General features: G+C 42.4%; 18 protein-coding genes. 2 read left to right on the forward strand and 16 right to left on the reverse strand.

Going from position 1 to position 19,689, the window contains the following annotated elements; all coding sequences use genetic code 11:
• Both WC639_02905 and WC639_02910 read right to left on the reverse strand, forming a co-directional pair.
• Positions 1–1,843: hypothetical protein (locus WC639_02905; GenBank protein ID MFA6306726.1), on the reverse strand; the 1,843-nt coding region annotated here is incomplete at its 3' end.
• 16 nt (positions 1,844–1,859) lie between these two features.
• A complete protein-coding gene (locus tag WC639_02910) occupies positions 1,860–2,951 on the reverse strand; it encodes a hypothetical protein (GenBank protein MFA6306727.1) in 1,092 nt (363 codons plus the stop codon).
• An 849-nt stretch (positions 2,952–3,800) separates the two neighbouring features.
• On the opposite strand from WC639_02910, the gene WC639_02915 reads away from it, so the two are divergent.
• The gene (locus WC639_02915; GenBank protein MFA6306728.1) at positions 3,801–5,201 is read left to right on the forward strand and encodes an ABC transporter ATP-binding protein; all 1,401 of its coding nucleotides are present in this window, start codon (positions 3,801–3,803) and stop codon (positions 5,199–5,201) included.
• A gap of 37 nt (positions 5,202–5,238) precedes the next feature.
• A complete protein-coding gene (locus WC639_02920) occupies positions 5,239–6,441 on the forward strand; it encodes an ABC transporter permease (protein ID MFA6306729.1) in 1,203 nt (400 codons plus the stop codon).
• 73 nt (positions 6,442–6,514) lie between these two features.
• Here WC639_02920 and WC639_02925 read toward each other — a convergent pair whose 3' ends face one another.
• The 14 genes from WC639_02925 to WC639_02990 all read right to left on the reverse strand — a co-directional run bounded on the left by WC639_02925 (position 6,515) and on the right by WC639_02990 (position 19,521).
• Positions 6,515–7,573, reverse strand: a complete 1,059-nt coding sequence (locus WC639_02925; protein ID MFA6306730.1) for an AI-2E family transporter — start codon at positions 7,571–7,573, stop codon at positions 6,515–6,517.
• A 411-nt stretch (positions 7,574–7,984) separates the two neighbouring features.
• Positions 7,985–9,637: a chaperonin GroEL gene (gene groL / locus WC639_02930; GenBank protein MFA6306731.1), complete on the reverse strand. Its 1,653-nt coding sequence runs from the start codon at positions 9,635–9,637 to the stop codon at positions 7,985–7,987.
• Positions 9,638–9,797: 160 nt separating this feature from the next.
• Positions 9,798–10,088 (reverse strand): co-chaperone GroES, encoded by a 291-nt coding sequence (locus WC639_02935; GenBank protein MFA6306732.1) that lies wholly within the window; start codon positions 10,086–10,088, stop codon positions 9,798–9,800.
• A gap of 386 nt (positions 10,089–10,474) precedes the next feature.
• Positions 10,475–11,263 (reverse strand): hypothetical protein, encoded by a 789-nt coding sequence (locus WC639_02940; GenBank protein MFA6306733.1) that lies wholly within the window; start codon positions 11,261–11,263, stop codon positions 10,475–10,477.
• A gap of 153 nt (positions 11,264–11,416) precedes the next feature.
• A complete protein-coding gene (locus tag WC639_02945; GenBank protein MFA6306734.1) occupies positions 11,417–12,271 on the reverse strand; it encodes a hypothetical protein in 855 nt (284 codons plus the stop codon).
• 17 nt (positions 12,272–12,288) lie between these two features.
• Positions 12,289–12,726 carry a F0F1 ATP synthase subunit epsilon gene (locus tag WC639_02950; protein MFA6306735.1) on the reverse strand — a complete coding sequence of 146 codons (438 nt, stop codon included), beginning with the start codon at positions 12,724–12,726 and terminating at the stop codon, positions 12,289–12,291.
• Positions 12,727–12,823: 97 nt separating this feature from the next.
• On the reverse strand, positions 12,824–14,206 hold the full coding sequence (gene atpD, locus WC639_02955) for a F0F1 ATP synthase subunit beta (GenBank protein MFA6306736.1): 1,383 nt from the start codon (positions 14,204–14,206) through the stop codon (positions 12,824–12,826).
• Between the two features lie 27 nt (positions 14,207–14,233).
• Positions 14,234–15,205, reverse strand: a complete 972-nt coding sequence (atpG, locus tag WC639_02960; GenBank protein MFA6306737.1) for an ATP synthase F1 subunit gamma — start codon at positions 15,203–15,205, stop codon at positions 14,234–14,236.
• 1 nt (position 15,206) lies between these two features.
• Positions 15,207–16,763: a F0F1 ATP synthase subunit alpha gene (gene atpA, locus WC639_02965; GenBank protein ID MFA6306738.1), complete on the reverse strand. Its 1,557-nt coding sequence runs from the start codon at positions 16,761–16,763 to the stop codon at positions 15,207–15,209.
• A 96-nt stretch (positions 16,764–16,859) separates the two neighbouring features.
• Positions 16,860–17,261, reverse strand: coding sequence for an ATP synthase F1 subunit delta (gene atpH / locus WC639_02970; protein ID MFA6306739.1), 402 nt, complete (start codon positions 17,259–17,261; stop codon positions 16,860–16,862).
• 2 nt (positions 17,262–17,263) lie between these two features.
• The gene (gene atpF, locus WC639_02975) at positions 17,264–17,752 is read right to left on the reverse strand and encodes a F0F1 ATP synthase subunit B (GenBank protein ID MFA6306740.1); all 489 of its coding nucleotides are present in this window, start codon (positions 17,750–17,752) and stop codon (positions 17,264–17,266) included.
• 79 nt (positions 17,753–17,831) lie between these two features.
• The gene (locus tag WC639_02980; GenBank protein ID MFA6306741.1) at positions 17,832–18,044 is read right to left on the reverse strand and encodes an ATP synthase F0 subunit C; all 213 of its coding nucleotides are present in this window, start codon (positions 18,042–18,044) and stop codon (positions 17,832–17,834) included.
• Positions 18,045–18,249: 205 nt separating this feature from the next.
• Positions 18,250–19,161 carry a F0F1 ATP synthase subunit A gene (gene atpB / locus WC639_02985; GenBank protein MFA6306742.1) on the reverse strand — a complete coding sequence of 304 codons (912 nt, stop codon included), beginning with the start codon at positions 19,159–19,161 and terminating at the stop codon, positions 18,250–18,252.
• 60 nt (positions 19,162–19,221) lie between these two features.
• Positions 19,222–19,521, reverse strand: coding sequence for an AtpZ/AtpI family protein (locus tag WC639_02990; GenBank protein MFA6306743.1), 300 nt, complete (start codon positions 19,519–19,521; stop codon positions 19,222–19,224).
• Positions 19,522–19,689 lie beyond the last annotated feature (168 nt).

Genomic DNA, 19,689 nt, shown 5'->3' on the forward strand with positions numbered 1-19,689 from the left:
TCAGAGTGGTGGAACCCGTGCCCCCGTACATCACGCCGATACTGGTGGTGGCTTGCCAGACGCCGTTAGCCACACTGACCGGGCCGTTCCAGCCTGATGAGTCTTGGCCGGTTCCGCCTTGGTCAGGGCCTAAAGTGCCGACCAGTCCGGTGGTGCTAATGCCTAATGAGGAAGTGGCTGTATCCTGCCAGGCTGAACCGTCCCAAACCAGCACATGGCCGTAGGCTAAAGTGGAAGTGGAAACATCGCCGATCTGGCCGAGTTGGACCAGGGATGAGTTTAGCGTGTTGCCGTCCCAGGACAGAAGACTGCCGGCCGCGATGCGGTTACTTGGCGTATTGTAAAAAGTGTTCCATTCGGTGGAAGAAGCGGTTAGTAGGCCTTCATAGCCTAAGGCATAGCTTAGAGCTAAGGTGCCGGAAATAGTTATGGGATTTCCGGAAATAGCTAAACCGGTTGGCACAGACATATCAACCGAAGTAACCGAACCGGTTCCGGCCGCGTCAGAAGTGCAGATTAAGCCGGAAGCGCTTGAGTAAGAGCATAATTTACCATCAGTCAGCGTACCCTCTTTAAGAGAAAATTCAGTTCCGACTAATTGCAAGAGCGTACCTGTAGCCGTATAGCTGGAGCTGGCCGGAGTTGCCCAAGTTCCGTCCCCTCTTAAAAATTCCGCCGCCGTTCCGGTAGCCGTGGGCAGGCTGTAAACTCCGTTGATGTTAAGAGAGCTTACTTTCGCCGAACCGTTAACTTCTAATTTATAGGCCGGAGTAGTCGTGCCGATGCCGATATTGCCGCTAGCGTCTATATAAAGCGCCGAGCCCGGGCCGATAGCGGAAACCGTCGCGATGCCGGTATTGAATTTGGCGTCAAATCTGGCATCAGTCCAATAAAGATTGCTGCCCTCGGGTAAGTCTGAAGTTGATGTGATGCTGGTGCCGCTGCCGCCGCCTCCCAAAAAGACAGTCGTGCTTTTTATGCCTTTAGCCGCTTCGTCAAAACGGGCTTGCGTCCAATAAAGATTATCTCCCTCGGGAATATCCGAGGTAGTCACGTTGGTGGAAAGAGCGCCGTTGGAAACTTTAAGCACTCCGTTTAAATTACTGATGTCTAAACTGCTTGAAGCGGCAACAGGTATTCCGCCTAGGGATAAGTTTAAATATTTAGATTCAATTTTGCCACCGGGACCTAAAAGCATTAAATCCCCTTCTTTATCGCCGATAGTTTTCCCTTGGACAAAATATGAATCAATGGCGTGAAAGACTGAAGTTATTTTTTTTCTTGGAACCATTTCCGAGTCGCGGTTAACCCTGATGCCTAAATAATAATCATTATTTTGAAAATCAAAATTATCGGGAAAAGGATTCGCCGAACCAAGATAAGTTGAAATTATGCCGTTGACGGCGGTTAAGTTTTTTGTTTCTTCCCAAACGCGCTTGGCCTTATCCGAGTCGGATGGAAAATCGTCTTTAATTTTACGGTCAACGCTATAAATGGCGAAGCGAAAAGCATAAATGCCGTTTTCAATCTGCCTGCCTTGGCTGTTTTCAATATAGGCGGAGAGGCTTATCTCTTTGTTGCCGATGGCCGCGTCTCCCTTTAACGCTACCGGCGTTAAGGGGATTGGTTCTTCCGGCTCTGCTAAATTTAAAGAGCTGGTTGCCTCTTCGGGCGCGGCCGGTTCAATAGTTATCGGCGACGGCGCGGGCGTAACTTTTGCCGGAGGCGCTATAACCGCCTGTTGCGCCGACCGGAAAAAATAAAAATATATAAAAACCAAGCCCAGCAATAAAATAATCGCTAGAATAATTTTTAATAATTTTTTATTTCTTGCTTCTATCATCGGATATTATTTATTTTCATTCTTTTCTTAAAGCCCATTGGAACGAATCTTCTAAAGTATTGATAATGAGCTCAAAGATGGATATGGGCTTGGAGCCTGAATAAGCGGCAAAGCGGTTGGAAACCGCTTCGTTGCCAAAACGGTCGTGGGCTTTAATAATAAAATTATAAACCGTGGCCTTATCTAATCCGCTTAGCACCACGCTTTGGCTTAAAGAAAAATCATTGCTTTTAATTTTACGCGCCCGTGATTCATCCTCGCCGGCGCGGAAATATAAAATTTCAAAGTCAGCCAGCCGGTTGGTGCGCCAGGCGATAAAAAATTTATTTACTTCGCCGTTAAGATCGGTTACGCTTTCGCTTTTTACTTCCAAAACGGCTAGCGGCGTAGAAAAATTTTCGTCGGGAAGAAAAATCATTTCTCCTCCCAGGCTAACCTGCCCGGCTGAAAAATTTTCGCTGGCGAAAGTTGTCGTCCTGTCCGCTTCCGCGGCCGAGGCTATCGCCGTATCGGTTAAAGCCAAAAGCCTGGGCAAGGGCGAAGAAGAAGTTGCCGTTTCCGTTATGCCGGCTACGCGCCCTAAAGGTTCAAGATTAATAACGCCGCTCATTAATTTGCTCTGCCATAAACCGACGATAAATAAAACCGCTACGGCGAAACAAACCGTAGCGGCGGTAACTATGATTTTTTTATTAAAAACTTCGGCTAAATTTTTTTCTTTATCCGCTAGGCCGGCTAAGGCGGGCAAAAGAATTTCAACCTGCTTGTAAGCGGTTGCGGGCGAAGTTAATTCTTCCGTCGGCGCTTGAACCGGCGCTTCGGATAATATGCTGGCTAATTCTTGAACCGGCGCTTGAGCCGTGATTTGATCGGATATTTGAGATTGAGAAACTACCTCATGGCTAGACAATCTTTTTTCTTCTTGAGCGTGTTTTTCCAAGTACTCATTAAACCACTTTTTGGTAGTTAAAAAATTACGGCCAACGCGCTTGGCTTTAAGCTTTTTTCTTTGCACCAAAAGAGAGATGTAGGCCGGGCTGTAAGAGCTTATTTCAGCCAGCCGGCGCAAAGGCATTAATTCGTTTTCGCTAAGGGATTTATCTCGCATGGGGAGAGATAATTTAGAGGTATATTATTAACTTATTTTTGCTAAAAATTACTTATTATTGATTTGTGCTTATTTTAGTTTTAAATTTAATATTATATTATCAAGATATTATCAAGTTATTATCATTTATTATACCATAATTAAACATAATTTTACAGTAGCTTTTAATGGCTATAAAACCTCCGCGCGCCTTATAAATTATGCCACCTTTTTGCCATAAATATCCGGTTAATTTAACCTACGGCGCTTAAAGACTTTAGCTGATAACAAATTTATTTTTTGCTTATATTAAGTTAAAAACATAGGCCTAAAAATTGTTTCATTTTTTTATTAAAATAATATCTCTTTTACCCCCTGTATTTTATTAAAATTTTTTCCGCTAAAAAACAACGATTGCGCGTATTATAAAAGCGGGATTAAAATTATTTTTATCTCAAGTTATCCACAATCAGCCGCCAAACGATAAATATAAAAGCGCAGGCGCGGGCGCGCCAAAAAATAAATTTTAAACTAAAAAATCCATCTTGAAATAAAATTTATCATAAAAAATATTAAGCCCAATCATAATAGCAAGTCAAAAAATTATCAACATAAATTCTCTTATCGGATAGAAAAAATAAATTATATTTTATTGTTAAGCGCCTTAGGCGAAGATCAAAAAAATATGAAAAATTTTTAAAGCAAAAATTTTAAACTTGGCCAAAAAAATTTAATTTTTATGATCATGCCGTTAAGCGCCTCAACCGGCGCGGCGATCGGACTTTTTTAAAAAACCGCGCCATATAAAAACTCACCCCTTAAAATCCAGACGCGTTTTTTATTTATATTTTTTTATGTTATAATATAGCCATGGAAAATAATATTATAACCCAACAAACCGCCGGAGCCGAGCCGGATAAAAAAAACCAGCCCATAATCACCATTGAAGATTTAAACGTAATTTATTTTATGGGCAAGGCTAATGAATTCTACGCTTTAAAAAATATCAGCCTGGAAATTTATTCCGGAGAATTTATTATTTTTTTCGGACCGTCGGGCTGCGGCAAATCAACCTTGCTTTATTCAATCGCCGGATTGGAAACTAACATCCTGGGAAATATTTTAGTCAACGGGCAAAACATCGCCAAAATGGAGCATTGGGAAATTGAAGAATACCATCGTAAAAAAATCGGCATGATTTTTCAGGCTTACTATTTAATCGGCTCGCTTAATGTTTTAAATAATGTTATTCTGCCCCGAATATTTGTCGGCGTTGCGCATAAAGACCGAAAGAAAAAAGCCATGGAATTGCTCGAACATTTTGGCGTTAAAGAGCAAGCCAATAAGCTGCCCACGGAATTATCCGGCGGCCAGCAGCAAAGAGTGGCCATCTGCCGCTCTTTAATGAACGAACCTGATATTTTATTGGCCGACGAACCGCTCGGCAACCTTGATTCAAATTCCGCCAACGAAGTTATGATGTTGCTGTCAGACTTAAATGAACGCTTAAAAAAAACCATAATTTTAGTTACCCATAACCCGGACTATCTGCGTTTCGCCCATCGCGTTTTTTATTTGAAAGATGGCATGATTATAGATAGGAAAACCAATAAAGTCATTGACCGGACGATTAAAAAACTGGTTGAAATTGAAGAAGCCGCGCAACCGGAGATTTCCAGAAGCTTGTCGCTATTACTTAGGGCTTATTCCAGCCTGTCTTCGGCCCAAGCCGGCAATTTGCTTATACCTTTTAAAGCCAAACAGATAGTTTTGGAATCAATGCTCGGTTCATCATCAGACGAATTGGAAAAAATATCCAAAAAAGTGGAAGGCTTGATTATGCGCGGCGTTAATGATAATGATGAAGTGCTTAATTTTCTTGATGCTGATACGGAAAAAGGCGGTCTAGGCCTTGATAAAAGAACCGCGGCCAAGCTTACTGACGGCATAAAAGAAATTATTAAAGAAATTAAATTTCTGCAGGACGAGGAAGCGAAAAATAAAAAACATAATCTCGTTGATTCCAGCGCCGAAATCGTGCGAATTAGGCAGTATCTTATGAATATTTTTAAAATTGACATAACCTCGCTTGAAGTTTTAAGGAATTTTGATAAGGCTATTGGAGACCGGCTAAACGATAGCATTGATCAAATCGGTTTCCAAAAACAGCTTGATGCTCCGATTGATAAAGGCGGCGCCGGCTTTGACCGCAGAATTTCCAAAAAAATGTCTAAAAGAATGGAATTATTAATTTTAGGCAAATTTAAATAATAAAACGATCGCTGAATTTATAAGCGTCTAAACGACTATGAGGCTGCCCGATCTGATTCTATTATCAACCAGAGCCTTTACTGCCCGCCCCATGCGGACATTTTTAACAATTCTCGGCGTTAGCGTCGGTATTGGCACGGTTTTATTTTTAGTGTCTTTGGGCTACGGTTTGCAAAATATGGTCTTAAATAAAATAACTACGGCCGACGCTCTCTTAAGCATAGATGTTAGCGCCGGCAGCGATTATGATTCCGCGTCTTTAAACCAAACCAGCATTAAAAAAATTTCCGAGATTAAGGAAGTGGCCGAAATAAGCCCGCTGATAAGCTCAACCGCCCAGATGAGTTTAGGCGATCTGACCGGAGATACTTTAGTTAACGCCGTTGAACCTTCATTTTTTCGGCTCGGAGGCATTAGCGCGTCCTCCGGTAAATTGTTCAATGATAATGATAAATACAGCGCGGTAATATCCACGGCCGGGGCCAGACTTTTTAACTTAGCCCCGGAGGAAGCAATCGGTAAGCAGATAACGCTTACTTTATTTATTTCTAACGGCTTTAAAGACGGAATTGAAGAAACAAAAACCATCGCCCGGGCCGATAAATACACTATCGCTGGCGTAGTGGCAAATGAAAATTCCAGCTATATTTATATTCCCGCCGCTAGCCTGGCTGATTTAGATATTGATAATTATTCCCAGCTTAAAGTAAAGGTCAGCCAGGAATCATATTTATCACCGGTAAGAAACAAAATAATTAATTTGGGCTTTTTAGTCTCGTCTTTATCAGACACAATTGAACAGGCTAAAAATATTTTCCGCGTCATCCAAATAATTTTAGCTTTATTCGGCTTAGTGGCCTTAGTTGTTTCCGCTATCGGCATGTTTAATACTATGACTGTGACCTTGCTTGAAAGGATAAACGAAATAGGCATCTTGCGTTCAATCGGCGCTTCGGCTAACGATATCCTGTTTTTATTTTTAATTGAATCGGTCTTGATGGGATTTTTAGGCGGCCTGGGCGGAATTATTGTCGGCTATTCTAGCGGTAAAATCGCTAATTTCAGCCTTAATATTCTAGCTAAAACCTTTGGCGGCCAGCCGCTTAATTTATTTTACTGCCCGACTTGGTTTATCGGTTTTATTATTATTTTCTCCACTGTAATCGGCCTGCTAACCGGCGTTTATCCTTCACGCCGCGCCGCGAAATTAAATCCTTTGGAAGCGCTCCGCTATAAATAAAAAACCCGCATTTTATGAGGGTTGACTTACGGGCGTTTGCCCGTATTTTTTTATTTAAAAATAATAAAATTATTTAAATCTCTTCCATCACTTCCCTTCTCTCTTCTTTACTGTCAAAAATATCTTTAATAAAAACCGACAAGGCCGTAGTTACGGGTATGGAAAGCACGGCGCCGATCAGGCCGGCTAATTTAAACCCGGCCAAAATGGCTAAAATACTGACAATCGGATTTATGCCGACAACTTTTTGCATAATTTTCGGCTGGAGAAAATTACCTTCAATCAAGTGGACGATATAAAATAACACGATGGCTAAAGCCGCGAGCAAGGGCGACTGGGTATAAGCGATAAATACGGCCGGCAAAGCTCCTAAAATCGCTCCGACGTAAGGTATGAAAGAAAAAAATCCGACTAACAGCGCTAAAACTAAAGCGTAATTAATGCCTAATATTTCCAGGCCGATATAAGACATAGCCGCCAAAGACAAAGAGACGATTAATTGGCCTCTTAGCCAATGACCCATTTTTATCTGTATGCGATTAATTAAATGCATGATATAAGTTTGATGTTTTTCCGGAGCGACGGACCAAACTAATTTTTTCATGGCGCTTTCCTCAACCACCATATAAAAAGTTAGGACCAAAATCAAAACAAAAGAAAAAATTCCGCCAAAAATATTAAACAAAGTTAAAACCACTCCGGAAGCCGTGTTTTGCAAATAGCCGGTAATAATATCAAAAGAACTCTTGGTGCTATCCAACAAGCCATATTTTAGAGAATAATCTTTTAATAAACTGAACTTTGAAGATAGAGATTCAATATAATCGGGAAAATTATTCGCCAGGCCGTTAATTTCGCTGATAATCGGCGGAATGATTAAATATAAAGCCGTGCCTAAAACGGAAAAAAATATAAAATATAAAAGCAGAACGCTGACTGAACGGGGAATTTTCTTTTTCTTAAGCTTATCAACCCAAGGGTCAAGGGCGCTGGAAAATACCAAAGAAACAAAAAAGATTACTAAAATATCGCTGATTAAATATAAAAAGTACAGCAAAACAAAAATAGCGATAGTTTTAATTATTGTTCCGCTGGTTATATTTATGCTGATTGGCTGTTTGTTTAATTCCATATTGGTCAAACTAGTTTTATGCTTACATTATAAATCATCGCTGAAATTAGAGCAAACTAAATTATTTAAGCTCTTCTTAAAATACAATTAAAAATCACTTGGGGGTTCGGGGGTTGGAGTTGGCGCCAAGGCTTACAGAGATAAGATTAATCAACGAGATAGCCAATCGGAAACCCCCGAGACTTTTTGCTTACTTTTTAGTCATAAAAAGTAAGTCCTAGCGAAGCGCCACGAATGTAAAATTTAAGAAAAAGCATACAAAAATATTTTAAATGACAATAAAAAAGCGGCCCGAGCGGAGCGGAAAGATTAAATGAATTTCAATAATAAAAATAGGGCAGTTTATTAAACTGTCCTATTTAAATATTATAAATTTTATTTTTATTTATAGTCCGAGGCCTTGGCTGGTGACTACATCCCCATCATTGACGGATCCATGCCGCCGGGCATGCCGCCGCCGGTATGGCCGCATTCTTTGCTTTCCGGTTTTTCGGCGATAACCGCTTCGGTGGTTAAAAACATAACCGCCGCGCTAGCCGCGTGCTCTAAAGCCGAGCGCACGACTTTAGTCGGGTCAACAATGCCGGCCGCGAACATATCTTCAAATTTATCCGCCATAGCATTATAGCCTAAATTCTTGTTGCCGGCTTTATATTCTTTAATAATATTATATAAGACTAGCGAGCCGTCTTTGCCCGCGTTAGCCGCGATTTGCTTAATCGGTTCTAGAATTGCCGTGTCCACTAAGCGCGCGCCGGGCGTATCTTCTTTTTTATCGGTTAACTCGTTAAAAGCATTGCCGGCTTGCGCTAAAGCTAAACCGCCTCCGGCCACTACGCCTTCGGCTATAGCCGCGCGAGTCGCGTTTAAAGCGTCTTCAATCCGGTCTTTCTTTTCTTTCATTTCGGTTTCCGTGGCCGCGCCAACTTTTATAACCGCTACGCCGCCGGAAAGTTTAGCCAGCCGTTCTTGCAATTTTTCTTTATCATAATCCGAATCAGTCACTTCTAACTCTTTTCTGATTTGCGCTACGCGATTTTTAATCGCCTCGGCCGAGCCTTTGCCTAGAACTATAACCGTGTCTTCTTTAGAGGCCACGACTTTTCGCGCGCTGCCTAAATCAGCGATTTCCGCTTTTTCTAATTTCAAACCAACTTCTTCGGTAATAAACTTACCGCCGGTTAAAATGGCGATATCTTCTAGCAGGGCTTTGCGGCGATCGCCGAAACCCGGCGCTTTAATGCCTAAAACGTTAAAGGTGCCGCGCAATTTATTAACCACGAAAGTGGCCAAAGCCTCGCCCTCAATTTCATCGGCGATAATCACCAAATCTTTTTTGCCGGCTTGCGCCATTTTTTCTAAGAGCGGTAAAATTTCCTGGATGGAAGCGATTTTTTTATCAGTAATTAAAATATGCGGCTCATTAAATTCGGCTTTCATTGATTCGGTATTGGTAATCATGTAAGGCGAAACATAGCCCTTGTCAAACTGCATGCCTTCAACCACTTCCTTAACTACGCCGAAAGACTGGCCTTCTTCAACCGTAATCACGCCGTCTTTGCCTACCGCTTCCATGGCTTCGGCGATAATATTGCCGATCTCGGAATCATTAGCTGAAATTGAAGCTACTTGAGCGATTTCTTCTTTAGTCTTAATGGTTTTGCTCATTTTCTTTAAATTGGCTACAACTTCGGCTACCTTATCTTCAATGCCAATTCTAAGTTCAATTGGGCTGATGCCGCTAGACACCATTTTTAAACCTTCAGTAATCATGGCTTGGGCTAAAATCGTCGCCGTAGTCGTGCCGTCGCCGGCCACATCGTTGGTTTTAGAGGCAACTTCTTTTACCAGCGCGGCGCCGATATTTTCAAACTTGTCTTCAAGTTCAATCTCTTTGGCCACGGTCACGCCGTCTTTAGTAATGGTCGGAGAGCCATAGCTTTTTTCTATGACGACGTTTCGCCCTTTCGGCCCGAGCGTAACTTTAACCGCGTTGGCTAATTGGTCAACGCCCCTTTTTAAAGCGCCTCTGGCTTTTTCATCGTAAATAATTTGTTTTGCCATATTGTTTTTATTTATCATTGCGAGGAGCATAACCTCTTTGTCATTGCGGGCTTGACCCGCAATCCAGAAACTTGTTCGCATCGTCTAAGCCTGGATTCCGGCTCGTAGGCCGGAATGACAGAAAAAGACAATTACTCGCAACAAAAAGTTTAATTATTAATTATTCTAGTATTCCCAATATATCCCCCTCACTGATGATTAGATATTCCACGCCGTCAACTTTTATTTCATCCGGAGAATATTTTTTAAACATAACTTTATCCCCGACCTTAACGCTCATCGGCGCTCTTTGGCCGTTATCCAATAACTTGCCATCGCCCACGGCCACGACTTCGCCTTTTTCCGGCTTTTCTTTATCTATGGTGTCGGGCAAGACAATGCCGGACTTGGTAATTTCGTTTTCACTGATCGGCTTGACCACAATATGGTCATGCAAAGGTTTTAGCTTCATAAATCTTATAACTCATAGCGCATAACTGCTCTTTTTGTCATTCCCGCGCAGGCGGGAATCCAGGAGTATGCGCGCTAGAGTTTATTAATTATTATTTATTAAAAATTCGCAATTGATAATTCGTAATTTTTAATTGAATTTAGCACTTGCCTAGCTAGAGTGCTAATCTATTATTGTATTTTAACCGCTCAATCAACTGTTGTCAAGTATTTAAATTTTCAGCTAATTTTTAATAAAAAATTACCTGTCATTCCCGCGCAGGCGAGAATCCGGAGGTAAGCCATAAAAACGTTTTTACTTTAACCAGCTAATTTAAAAAATAAAAAGGGCTGGAGAATAAAATTTTCTCCGCCCTTTGCGTTTTGTTTTCAACGACGCCTTTTCGTCTATTTTGGCGACGTCTGAGATTGAAGTCTTTTTTTTATAAAACTGCCGGCATAAGCTATCACCAGAGATACCAAGCAAGCAGCAGCTAAGAATACAAAATAAATTACTGGCGCTTCGTATCTTTCGGATAGAAACACGTTTGCAGATAAACCTACCAACACGCCTGTTGACCCCATCAGTAGCCTGCTCGGCATCTTGTTTTCAATCGTGCCAGCTAACCAGCCAAGAAACACGCCAATAACCGCCACTATACCTATACTAGTAAGAAACGAGTCAATAGCAGCAATGGCCGTCTCTATTATAACTATAGCAAGTAAGCAGCCGTAAAATAAAAAAAGATTACGAATTTTCATTCCTATTGACAAGCGATTAATTATGCTTACTGTTAAAATAAAAATCGCAGACATTAAAAGGACATTGCTTAAAATAAAATCAGATTTTATTTCGGTTCGAGGAATTTTTGAACTGCTCCATCCAGTTGCCGGTCCGTAGCTTATCGCACTGTCCGAGTATTCCCTTTTTACTTGGACAGGAAAGCTAAAAATAAATGTTGTTTTTTCTTTTTTTCCTTTAACCACGATTTTATCGCCGAAGCTACCTTTTACAAGTCTGTCTGCGTCTTCCGGTGAGAGTCCTTTAGGCACGTTGGGAATTCTTTTTATTTCTTTTATTTCGGTAATGATAAGCGTGCCGTTTTCTAACGACACCTCCTCCTTCGCTTCCGCCGGCAAAATAACAAAAACAATAGACAAAAACACAACCGCCAAAACCGCCAGAATTCTTTTCATGACCATCTCCTTCCATTTTTGAATTTTAATTTATTTTTAAAAAAGCTTTCCTTTATCTGAATAATATATTATACAAAACTATCGGAATTTGTCAATAAAAAATCCGCGAACTTACGCCCGCGGAATTAAGGTGAAACAAAATTATTCAACTATTTATTCAACTATGAAGCCATCAACTTTAATCTTGCCGTTAAATTGGCTAGCCGCTCGCTCGGCGATTTCTTTTAACTCATCAAGCTGCTTTTGATTATTAGCCGAAACCACGATATAGAAAGGATTGTCTTTATCAAACCTTTCGCCAAAACCATGGTCGCCTAAAGGAATTTTGGCCAGTGTAACCAGCTCAACTTCCTGATCTTTTGGATTAAAACCAAGATCCGGACCGCTGCACATAAAGCCGGCCGGCAATTCCGGCAAAGCCGACGGATTAAACTTGCCCGTACCGTCAAGGTAAATCGCCCGTTCGTTATGCATAGTGTTAAGCATTTTGGTATGCTCATACTCCGCCCCTAGCCTTCTGGCTAGCTCTTGGCTGTAGTAGATGCCCAGCTCGTCCGAAGTATTAACGCCTTCAGGCAGCTTTTCGCCAGCCGCCTGCATCAAATCAAACTTTATTTTCGCGGCGCCGCAGTGATCATGGCTCTTTACTTTTTTTATCTTGCCCTTATTGGCGAGAATAAACTTTTCCAGTTTAGTTTGATCTTTACTCTTGTCGAACATGGAATCAAAAAAAAGAAGAATACCATTCCCGGCTGTGCCCAGGCGATGTTCATCCTCGTCGCAGATTCTACCGTCACTACAACCTGCCACCTCGGATTTTTCGGCAAAAGCTTCAGCCGTATCAAGCTGGCTCATTATTTCCGCCACGCTCTTCCCGGCCTTTAACCCCCTAATAAATTCCAATTTTTCTGATTCTTCCCAAAGGTTTTGTGCCTCTTCGGCGTGGCTTTTGGTTTGCTCGTTATTCATAATTGTTTCTCCCCCTTCTATTATATTATTTTGTCCCATTTTATTATAATTTATTTTTATTCAATATTTTTAATTTTCCGCCATCTTTTAATCGCCTTGGTTCTGGCTAATTCTCGCTCTATGGCGGCGTTGACTTCAACGAAATCAACGTTTTCGCCGCGGCGCGCTTTTTCTTTAAGCTCGACGGCCCTTTTGCGAGCTTCTTCAACCCGACCCAGATCAATCTCTTCGGCGCGCTCGGCCGTATCGGCTAAAATCACCACCTTGTCTTTTAAAACTTCTAAAAACCCTCCGGAAATCGACATAATTTCTTCTTCGCCATTTTTCTTTTTAACATGAACCACTCCCGGCTGAAGGCTTGATACCAGCGGAATATGGTTAGGCAAAACCGTAATCTCCCCGACTTTGGTCGGTACGGTAATTTGCGTTATTTCTTCGCGCAAAACCACGCGCTCCGGAGTGACGATTTCAAATTTTATGAATTTATTGTCCATATATTTATTGTCATAAACTTATTGTCATTGCGGGCTCCGACCCGCAATCCACCCCGCATTTTGCGGGGCGGCTCGGAGGCCGGAATGACAGCAAATGCTATTTCCCCACTTCTTCAATCCCGCCTTTCATATAAAAATCGCCTTCGCTCTTAGAGTCATGTTCGCCGGCGAGAATCTCTTTAAAACCGCGGATAGTCTCGGCCAGCTTAACATATTTCCCCGGATGCCCGGTAAAAGTTTCCGCCACGGCGAACGGCTGGGATAAAAATCTTTGTATTTTTCTGGCGCGCGCCACGGTAATTTTATCTTCAGCCGATAATTCTTCCATGCCTAAAATAGCGATAATATCCTGCAGATCTTTGTATCTTTGCAATACTTTCTGCACGCCTCGGGCAATATCATAATGGCCTTGGCCGACAATCTTCGGATCTAGAATAACCGATGAAGAATCTAAAGGATCCACGGCCGGATAAATGCCTAATTCGGATAAGCCGCGGGATAAAACGACCGTGGAATCAAGGTGGCCGAAAGTCGTGGCCGGCGCCGGATCGGTTAAATCATCAGCCGGCACGTAGACGGCCTGGATGGAAGTGATTGAACCTTTATCGGTTGAAGTTATGCGCTCCTGTAGCTCGCCCATTTCGGTGGCTAGAGTCGGCTGATAGCCCACGGCGCTCGGCATGCGACCGAGCAAAGCTGAAACTTCCGAGCCGGCCTGGGTAAATCTAAAAATATTATCAATAAAAAATAAAACATCTTTATTTTTTTCATCGCGGAAATATTCGGCGATAGCTAAACCGGATAAAGCTACGCGGGCGCGGGCTCCCGGCGGTTCATTCATCTGCCCGAAAACCATGGCTAATTTGTCCAATACTTTAGCGTCTTTCATTTCCTTGTAAAGATCATTGCCTTCGCGCGTCCTTTCGCCAACGCCGGCGAAAACCGAAACTCCGCCATGCGCTTTAGCGATATTATTTATAAGCTCTTGGATTACCACGGTTTTGCCGACTCCGGCGCCGCCGAACAAGCCGACCTTGCCGCCTTTTAAAATCGGGCAGATTAAATCAATGACTTTAATGCCGGTTTCTAAAATTTCGGTTTTAGTAGATTGCGACACGAATTCCGGCGCGCCGCGGTGGATCGGATATCTTTTGGCGGTTTTCACGTTTTCGCCGCCGTCAACCGTCTGGCCTAAAACATTAAAAATCCGGCCCAAAGTTTCCTCGCCGACCGGTACGGAAATATTATCTCCGGTATTCACGACTAAATCGCCGCGTTTTAGCCCGTCGGTTGTGCCCATGGCGATAGCCCTGACCGTATTGCCGCCTAAGTGCTGCTGGGTTTCTAAAACTAATTTTTGGCCATGGTTATTGATTTCCAAAGCCGTATAAATTTCCGGCAGGCCGCCTGAAAACTGCACGTCCACGACCGCGCCGATGACTTGCTTGACCGTTCCTTGCTTAATTATTTTTTCACTCATATTATTTAAGTTTGAATTATAAATTATTTATTCCGCTAAAGCATTCGCTCCCGCGCTAATTTCCGCTATTTCCGCCGTAATGCTGGCTTGTCTGGCTTTATTGTATGATAAGGTCAATTCATTCACCATGTCCCCGGCCGCGTCCGTGGCCTGATGCATGGCCGCCATGCGCGCCGAATGTTCGGAGGCGTTAGACTCTAAGAGCGCCTGATAAAGCTGGATTTCAATCAAACGGGGCAGCATCTGGTCCAAAACTTCTTCCGGGCTGGGTTCAAAAACATATTCATAATTAAATTGTCCGCTTTGCAAATATTTCTTTTCCTTCTGTTCTACGAATTCTTTATCCAAGCCAAGCCTGGTGTCTTCGCCAACTATGCCCAAAGCATCGTCAATTTTATCAATTTCTATGGGCAAAATTTGCTTAACTCTGGGAATTTGCTTTGACGAGCTGACAAAATCCGTATAAGCCACCATAACTTTATCATACTGGCCGCTTAAATATTCGCCGATAACTAAATTGGCTACCGGCACGATTTCGTTGACCTCGCTGGCTAAATCAAGCTTGGGGAAATCAGCCGTAATCGTTTGGCCGTGGCGGCTGATGGCCGCGCCCTTTTTACCGACTAAAATAAATTCCGCTTCTATTATCGTCTGCTCGCCCATGGTTTGATATTTTTTAATTGACTCGTGCACTTTATTGATAATCGCCGCGTTAAAACCACCGCACAGCCCGCGGTTGGAAGTAATTAAAATAATGCCGACTTTCTTGATTTCTTTCCTTGGAGTTAAAAGCTGGTGCAGCGGCTGATTATTGCTGTTTGCCGACCGGGACAAATTCAAAACCGTCAGCCAGCTTAAATTAGCGTAAGTCCTGGTACGCAGCACGGCTTCAATGGCTTTGCGCATTTTTGACGCCGCCACCATTTCCATGGCCTTGGTGATTTTTTTGGTATTGCCGATGGATTTTATTCTGTTTTTTATATCTCGGCCTGATGGCATATTATTTTATCAAATAATCCAAATTATTTTTATAATCCATAATTAAGCTCTTCATCTCCGCTTCTAATTTTTCATCTAAGTCTTTCTTTTCAGAAATATCTTTTAAAATCTTTGCCCCAGAGCTGGCCGCGTATTTATACAAGCCGGCCTCAAAGTCGGAAATTTTTTCTACCGGCACGTCATCGGTTAAGCCGTTAATCAGGGCGAAAAAAATTAAAATCTGGTTGGCTACAGAGACCGGCGAATACTGGTCTTGCTTGAATATTTCCTGCAGCCTTTTGCCGCGTTCCAGCTTCGCCTTAGTATCTTTATCCAGCTCCGAACCGAATTGGGCGAAAGCGGCTAATTCTCTAAACTGGGCGGCTTCTAATTTCATTTTTCCGGCTACTTTCTTCATGGCTTTAATCTGGGCGCTTGAACCGACGCGGGAAACCGATAGGCCGGCGTCAATAGCCGGACGGCTGCCTTGATAAAACAGCTCGGGCATTAAATAAATTTGGCCGTCGGTTATGGAAATAACGTTGGTCGGAATATAAGCCGACATATCGCCGGATTGAGTTTCAATAATCGGCAAAGCCGTGATTGAGCCGCCGCCGTATTCTTGATTTAGCTTGCAGGCGCGCTCTAAAAGCCGAGAATGCAGATAAAAAACGTCGCCCGGATAAGCTTCTCTTCCTGGCGGACGGCGCAGTAGCAGAGAAATTTCCCGATAAGCCACCGCGTGCTTTGATAAATCATCATAAACTATTAAAACATCCTCGCCTTTATCTAAAAAGTATTCGGCCATGGCGCAGCCGGCGTAAGGCGCGATATACAAAAGTGACGCCGGGTCGCTGGCGCCGGCTAAAACCACGGTAGTATAAGCTAGCGCGCCGGCTTGCTCAAGCTTAGCCACAATGCCCGCCACTTTAGATTCTTTCTGTCCAATGGCCACATAAATACATTTCATATTCTGGCCTTTTTGGTTGATGATGGCGTCAATGGCGATAGCGCTCTTGCCGATCTGGCGGTCGCCGATAATCAACTCCCTTTGGCCGCGGCCGATCGGAATAATCGCGTCAATGGCTTTAATGCCGGTTTGCACCGGCTGTCTGACCGATTCGCGGGTAATTACGCCCGGAGCGATTTTTTCCACCGGATAAAATTTATCCGCTTGAATCTCGCCTTTGCCGTCCAGCGGCGCGCCTAAAGGATTAACTACGCGGCCGATTATGCCATTGCCAACCGGCACCTCTAAAATTTTATTTAAGCATTTAACTTCATCGCCTTCTTTAATGCCGAGATAATCGCCCAAAATAATCGCGCCCACGCGGTCTTCTTCCAAATTCAGGGCCATGCCGTAGACAGAGCCGCTGGCTGTTTTTTTGTCCCCCGTAGCTTTAGCGGAGGGGGAAAATTCCAACATCTCCGACATCATGGCTTCGGAAATGCCTTCAACGCGAGCTATGCCGTCGCCGATTTCAATCACCCGGCCGACGGTTTCATGCTTAATCCCGGCCTTAAAGCCGGAAATCTGCTCTTTAAGCTGCTCAACGATAAAATCTTTGGTAGAACTCATAATATTTAGAATTTCTAATTTTAATTTCTAATTTCTAAACAATTGAAAATTAATTCATTAAAAATTGTTTGAAAATTGAAAATTGAAAATTGAAAATTATTTAACTAATTTACTTTTTAATTCCTCTAACTGCGTTTTCAGGCTCCCGTCAATTATCTTATCGCCATATCTCACTATCACTCCGCCTAAAATATTCTTATCAATTTTTTCGCTTATTAAAACTTCCTTGGCGCCGGAAAGTTTAATGATATAATTTTCTAATAATTTAATATTCGCTTTGTCCAGCTTATTGGCGCCCGCGGCTTCGGCTTCTATGATGCCGCGTTTTTCATTCCAAATTTTTATAAACTGGGCTATAATCTTATCCTCTTTAGCCAGCATATTTTTCTCGGCTAAAAGTTCAATGAATTTGGCAATAACCGCCTTAACCTGGCTGGGCGATTTTCCGTCCACTGATTCGTATAAGCTTAAAGCTAATTGTTTCGGCTTTATTCTCATATTTACCTTATCATTTTTTTAATCATTTCCCTATCTTTTTTTTCATCAATTTTTTCGCCTAAAATCTTCTCCACCGCCGCAATAACCAAATCCGCCGCTTCTTTCTTTATTTCTTTTAAAGTAATTTCTTTTTCTGTCTGCATTTTCTGTTTTTCCTGGTTGATAATCGCCCCGATTTCTTCTTTGGCGCGCGCGATCATCTCCTGTTTACGCGCGTCGGCGTCAACCGCGGCTTTCTCTAAAATAATATTGGCTTGCTGCTTGGCTAGAACCATGGCTTTATTGAATTCCGCCTGCGTCTCGCTTAATTTTTCTTCAACTTTTTTCGCGTCTAAAAGCCCTTTTTCAATTTTAGCCGTTCTCTCGGCCATAACGCGGGCTATGGGCTTAAAAGCAAACCAATACAAAACCGCGAACACAATGGCAAAATTAACCATCTGCGCGATTATCAATTTAACGTCAATGTGGAATGTTTCTATCAAATTTTCCATATATATTATGTTTATACAATTAATAATTTCACCACTGCCCCGATTAATTTAGCCGGAGCAGTCCGTAAAACCACTAAAATTACTTAATGCTAAAGGCAATGACCAGGGCATAAATGGCAACCGCTTCAGCGAAAGCGGCGGCCAAAAGCATGGGGACTAAAATCTTACCGGCTGCTTCCGGGTTGCGGCCGATGGCTTCCATGGCCTTGGCTCCGATCATGCCGATGCTTAAAGCCGGCGCGATTGAACCGATGCCGATGGCTAAAGCCTTAGCTAACATTACTGTGTCCATAGATTTATTCTCGTAACTCGCAACGCCTTAAACGTAACGATATTACTTTTAAATTATTTATAATTTAACTATTAGTTGGCCTGAATTTGTAAAATTTTCGTGCGAGGACTGTTTGAGCTTCGCGGCAGCGAAGCGAGTTCCGCAGTAGAAAATTTTTTAAATTCAGGCCAACTATCAAATGTCGCAGCCTATACTCTAATATTGTCTAATGCTCCTCTTCTACCGTGTTCATAGATAAATATGCTAAAATCAAAACCGCGAAAATAAAAGCTTGGACTAAGCCGACGATTATTTCTAAAAACATAAAGGGAATGGGCAAACCGAAAGCCAATAAGGCCGACATGGAGGCGAGCAATACTTCGCCGGCGAAAATATTGCCGAAAAGACGAAAGGACAGGCTGGCGACTTTGGCCGCTTCGCCGACGATTTCTATCAAGCCGACGAATACTTTAATCGGGTTGACGAAAATAATCGCCGGATCCTTAATGACTTTCTTGGGTATTTCCAGCAGGGCTTTGATATTTATGAATTTATTTATATATTTCCAAAAGCCTAAAGCGATTACGGAAAAAATATGGCTGAAAACCACGCCGATAATGGCTAGGGCTAAAGTGGTATTTAAATCAGCCGTGCCGCCGCGGAAAAAAGGAATAAAAACTTTTTCGCCATGTTCGGCCGCTACTTGCCCGATTGAACCGACACCGGGCAAAAGACCGAGCCAATTATTCAATAAAATAAAAACGAAAAAACTTAAGACAAAAGGAAAATATTTTAAAGTCTTCGGCCGCGAACCGGTTACCGAATCAAATATGTCTAAAAGCATTTCTATAACCGCCTCCACCGCGTTCTGAACGCCTTTGGGCACAAGCTTGATTCTTGATCTTAAAAATAAGCCGAAAATAACCACCAATAAAACTACCAGCCAAGTATTAAGCAGAGAATTGGTTATGGGGAAATTATGGAATTTAAAAATCTGCTCGGAGAATAAAGTGCTCTCCGTCTTTATCTCGTTAAATTGTTCGCTGCTGTGAGCTCCGGCTTCGCCGGATTTAACGGGGTAAATCTCGGAAGGCGTTGCCTGAATTTCAGTTTCAGCGGCCGCTGGCGGCAATATCATAAGATAATAAAACAAAAAAATTGGGTTTTTATATCCAAAATTTTAGATAAATTTATTTAATTATTTATTTTTATCCGACTCTCCGCTTTTACCTAACTCGCTGATTTTTTTATACTCGGCGATGGTATTTTTTATCAAACCGGCCATTGAGGCGATAAAAGCGATGCCGATGCAAAGTAATAGCAGTTTGGGCGCGCTGTCATATTTCTTATCAAGCCATTTGCCAAGATACAGGGCGATAATTATCGGCGCGGCTATCCAAACCGATAATCTGGAAACTATCATTACCGCCGGCTGCCACCAGGCCGCTTGGCTTAATTTTCTCCCGGCTGGCTTTTCCGGATTTGTCTCCTCCGCCATATTTGCTTTATCAAGTTAAAATTTAATGGCCGAAGAGCTTGGCTCGCTATTAAATTTTAACTTGATACATTATATTTTTTGAAAATATTAAAAACTTTTTTTGAAAAAGTTTTTAAAAATTCTAGAAAATATTCAAGGGCGATGCCGTCCTTGAATTTTTTCTATTTA

Source organism: Patescibacteria group bacterium, from assembly GCA_041662965.1.
In the GTDB taxonomy this organism is placed as follows: Bacteria; Patescibacteriota; Patescibacteriia; order Patescibacteriales; family GWC2-42-12; genus JACPHD01.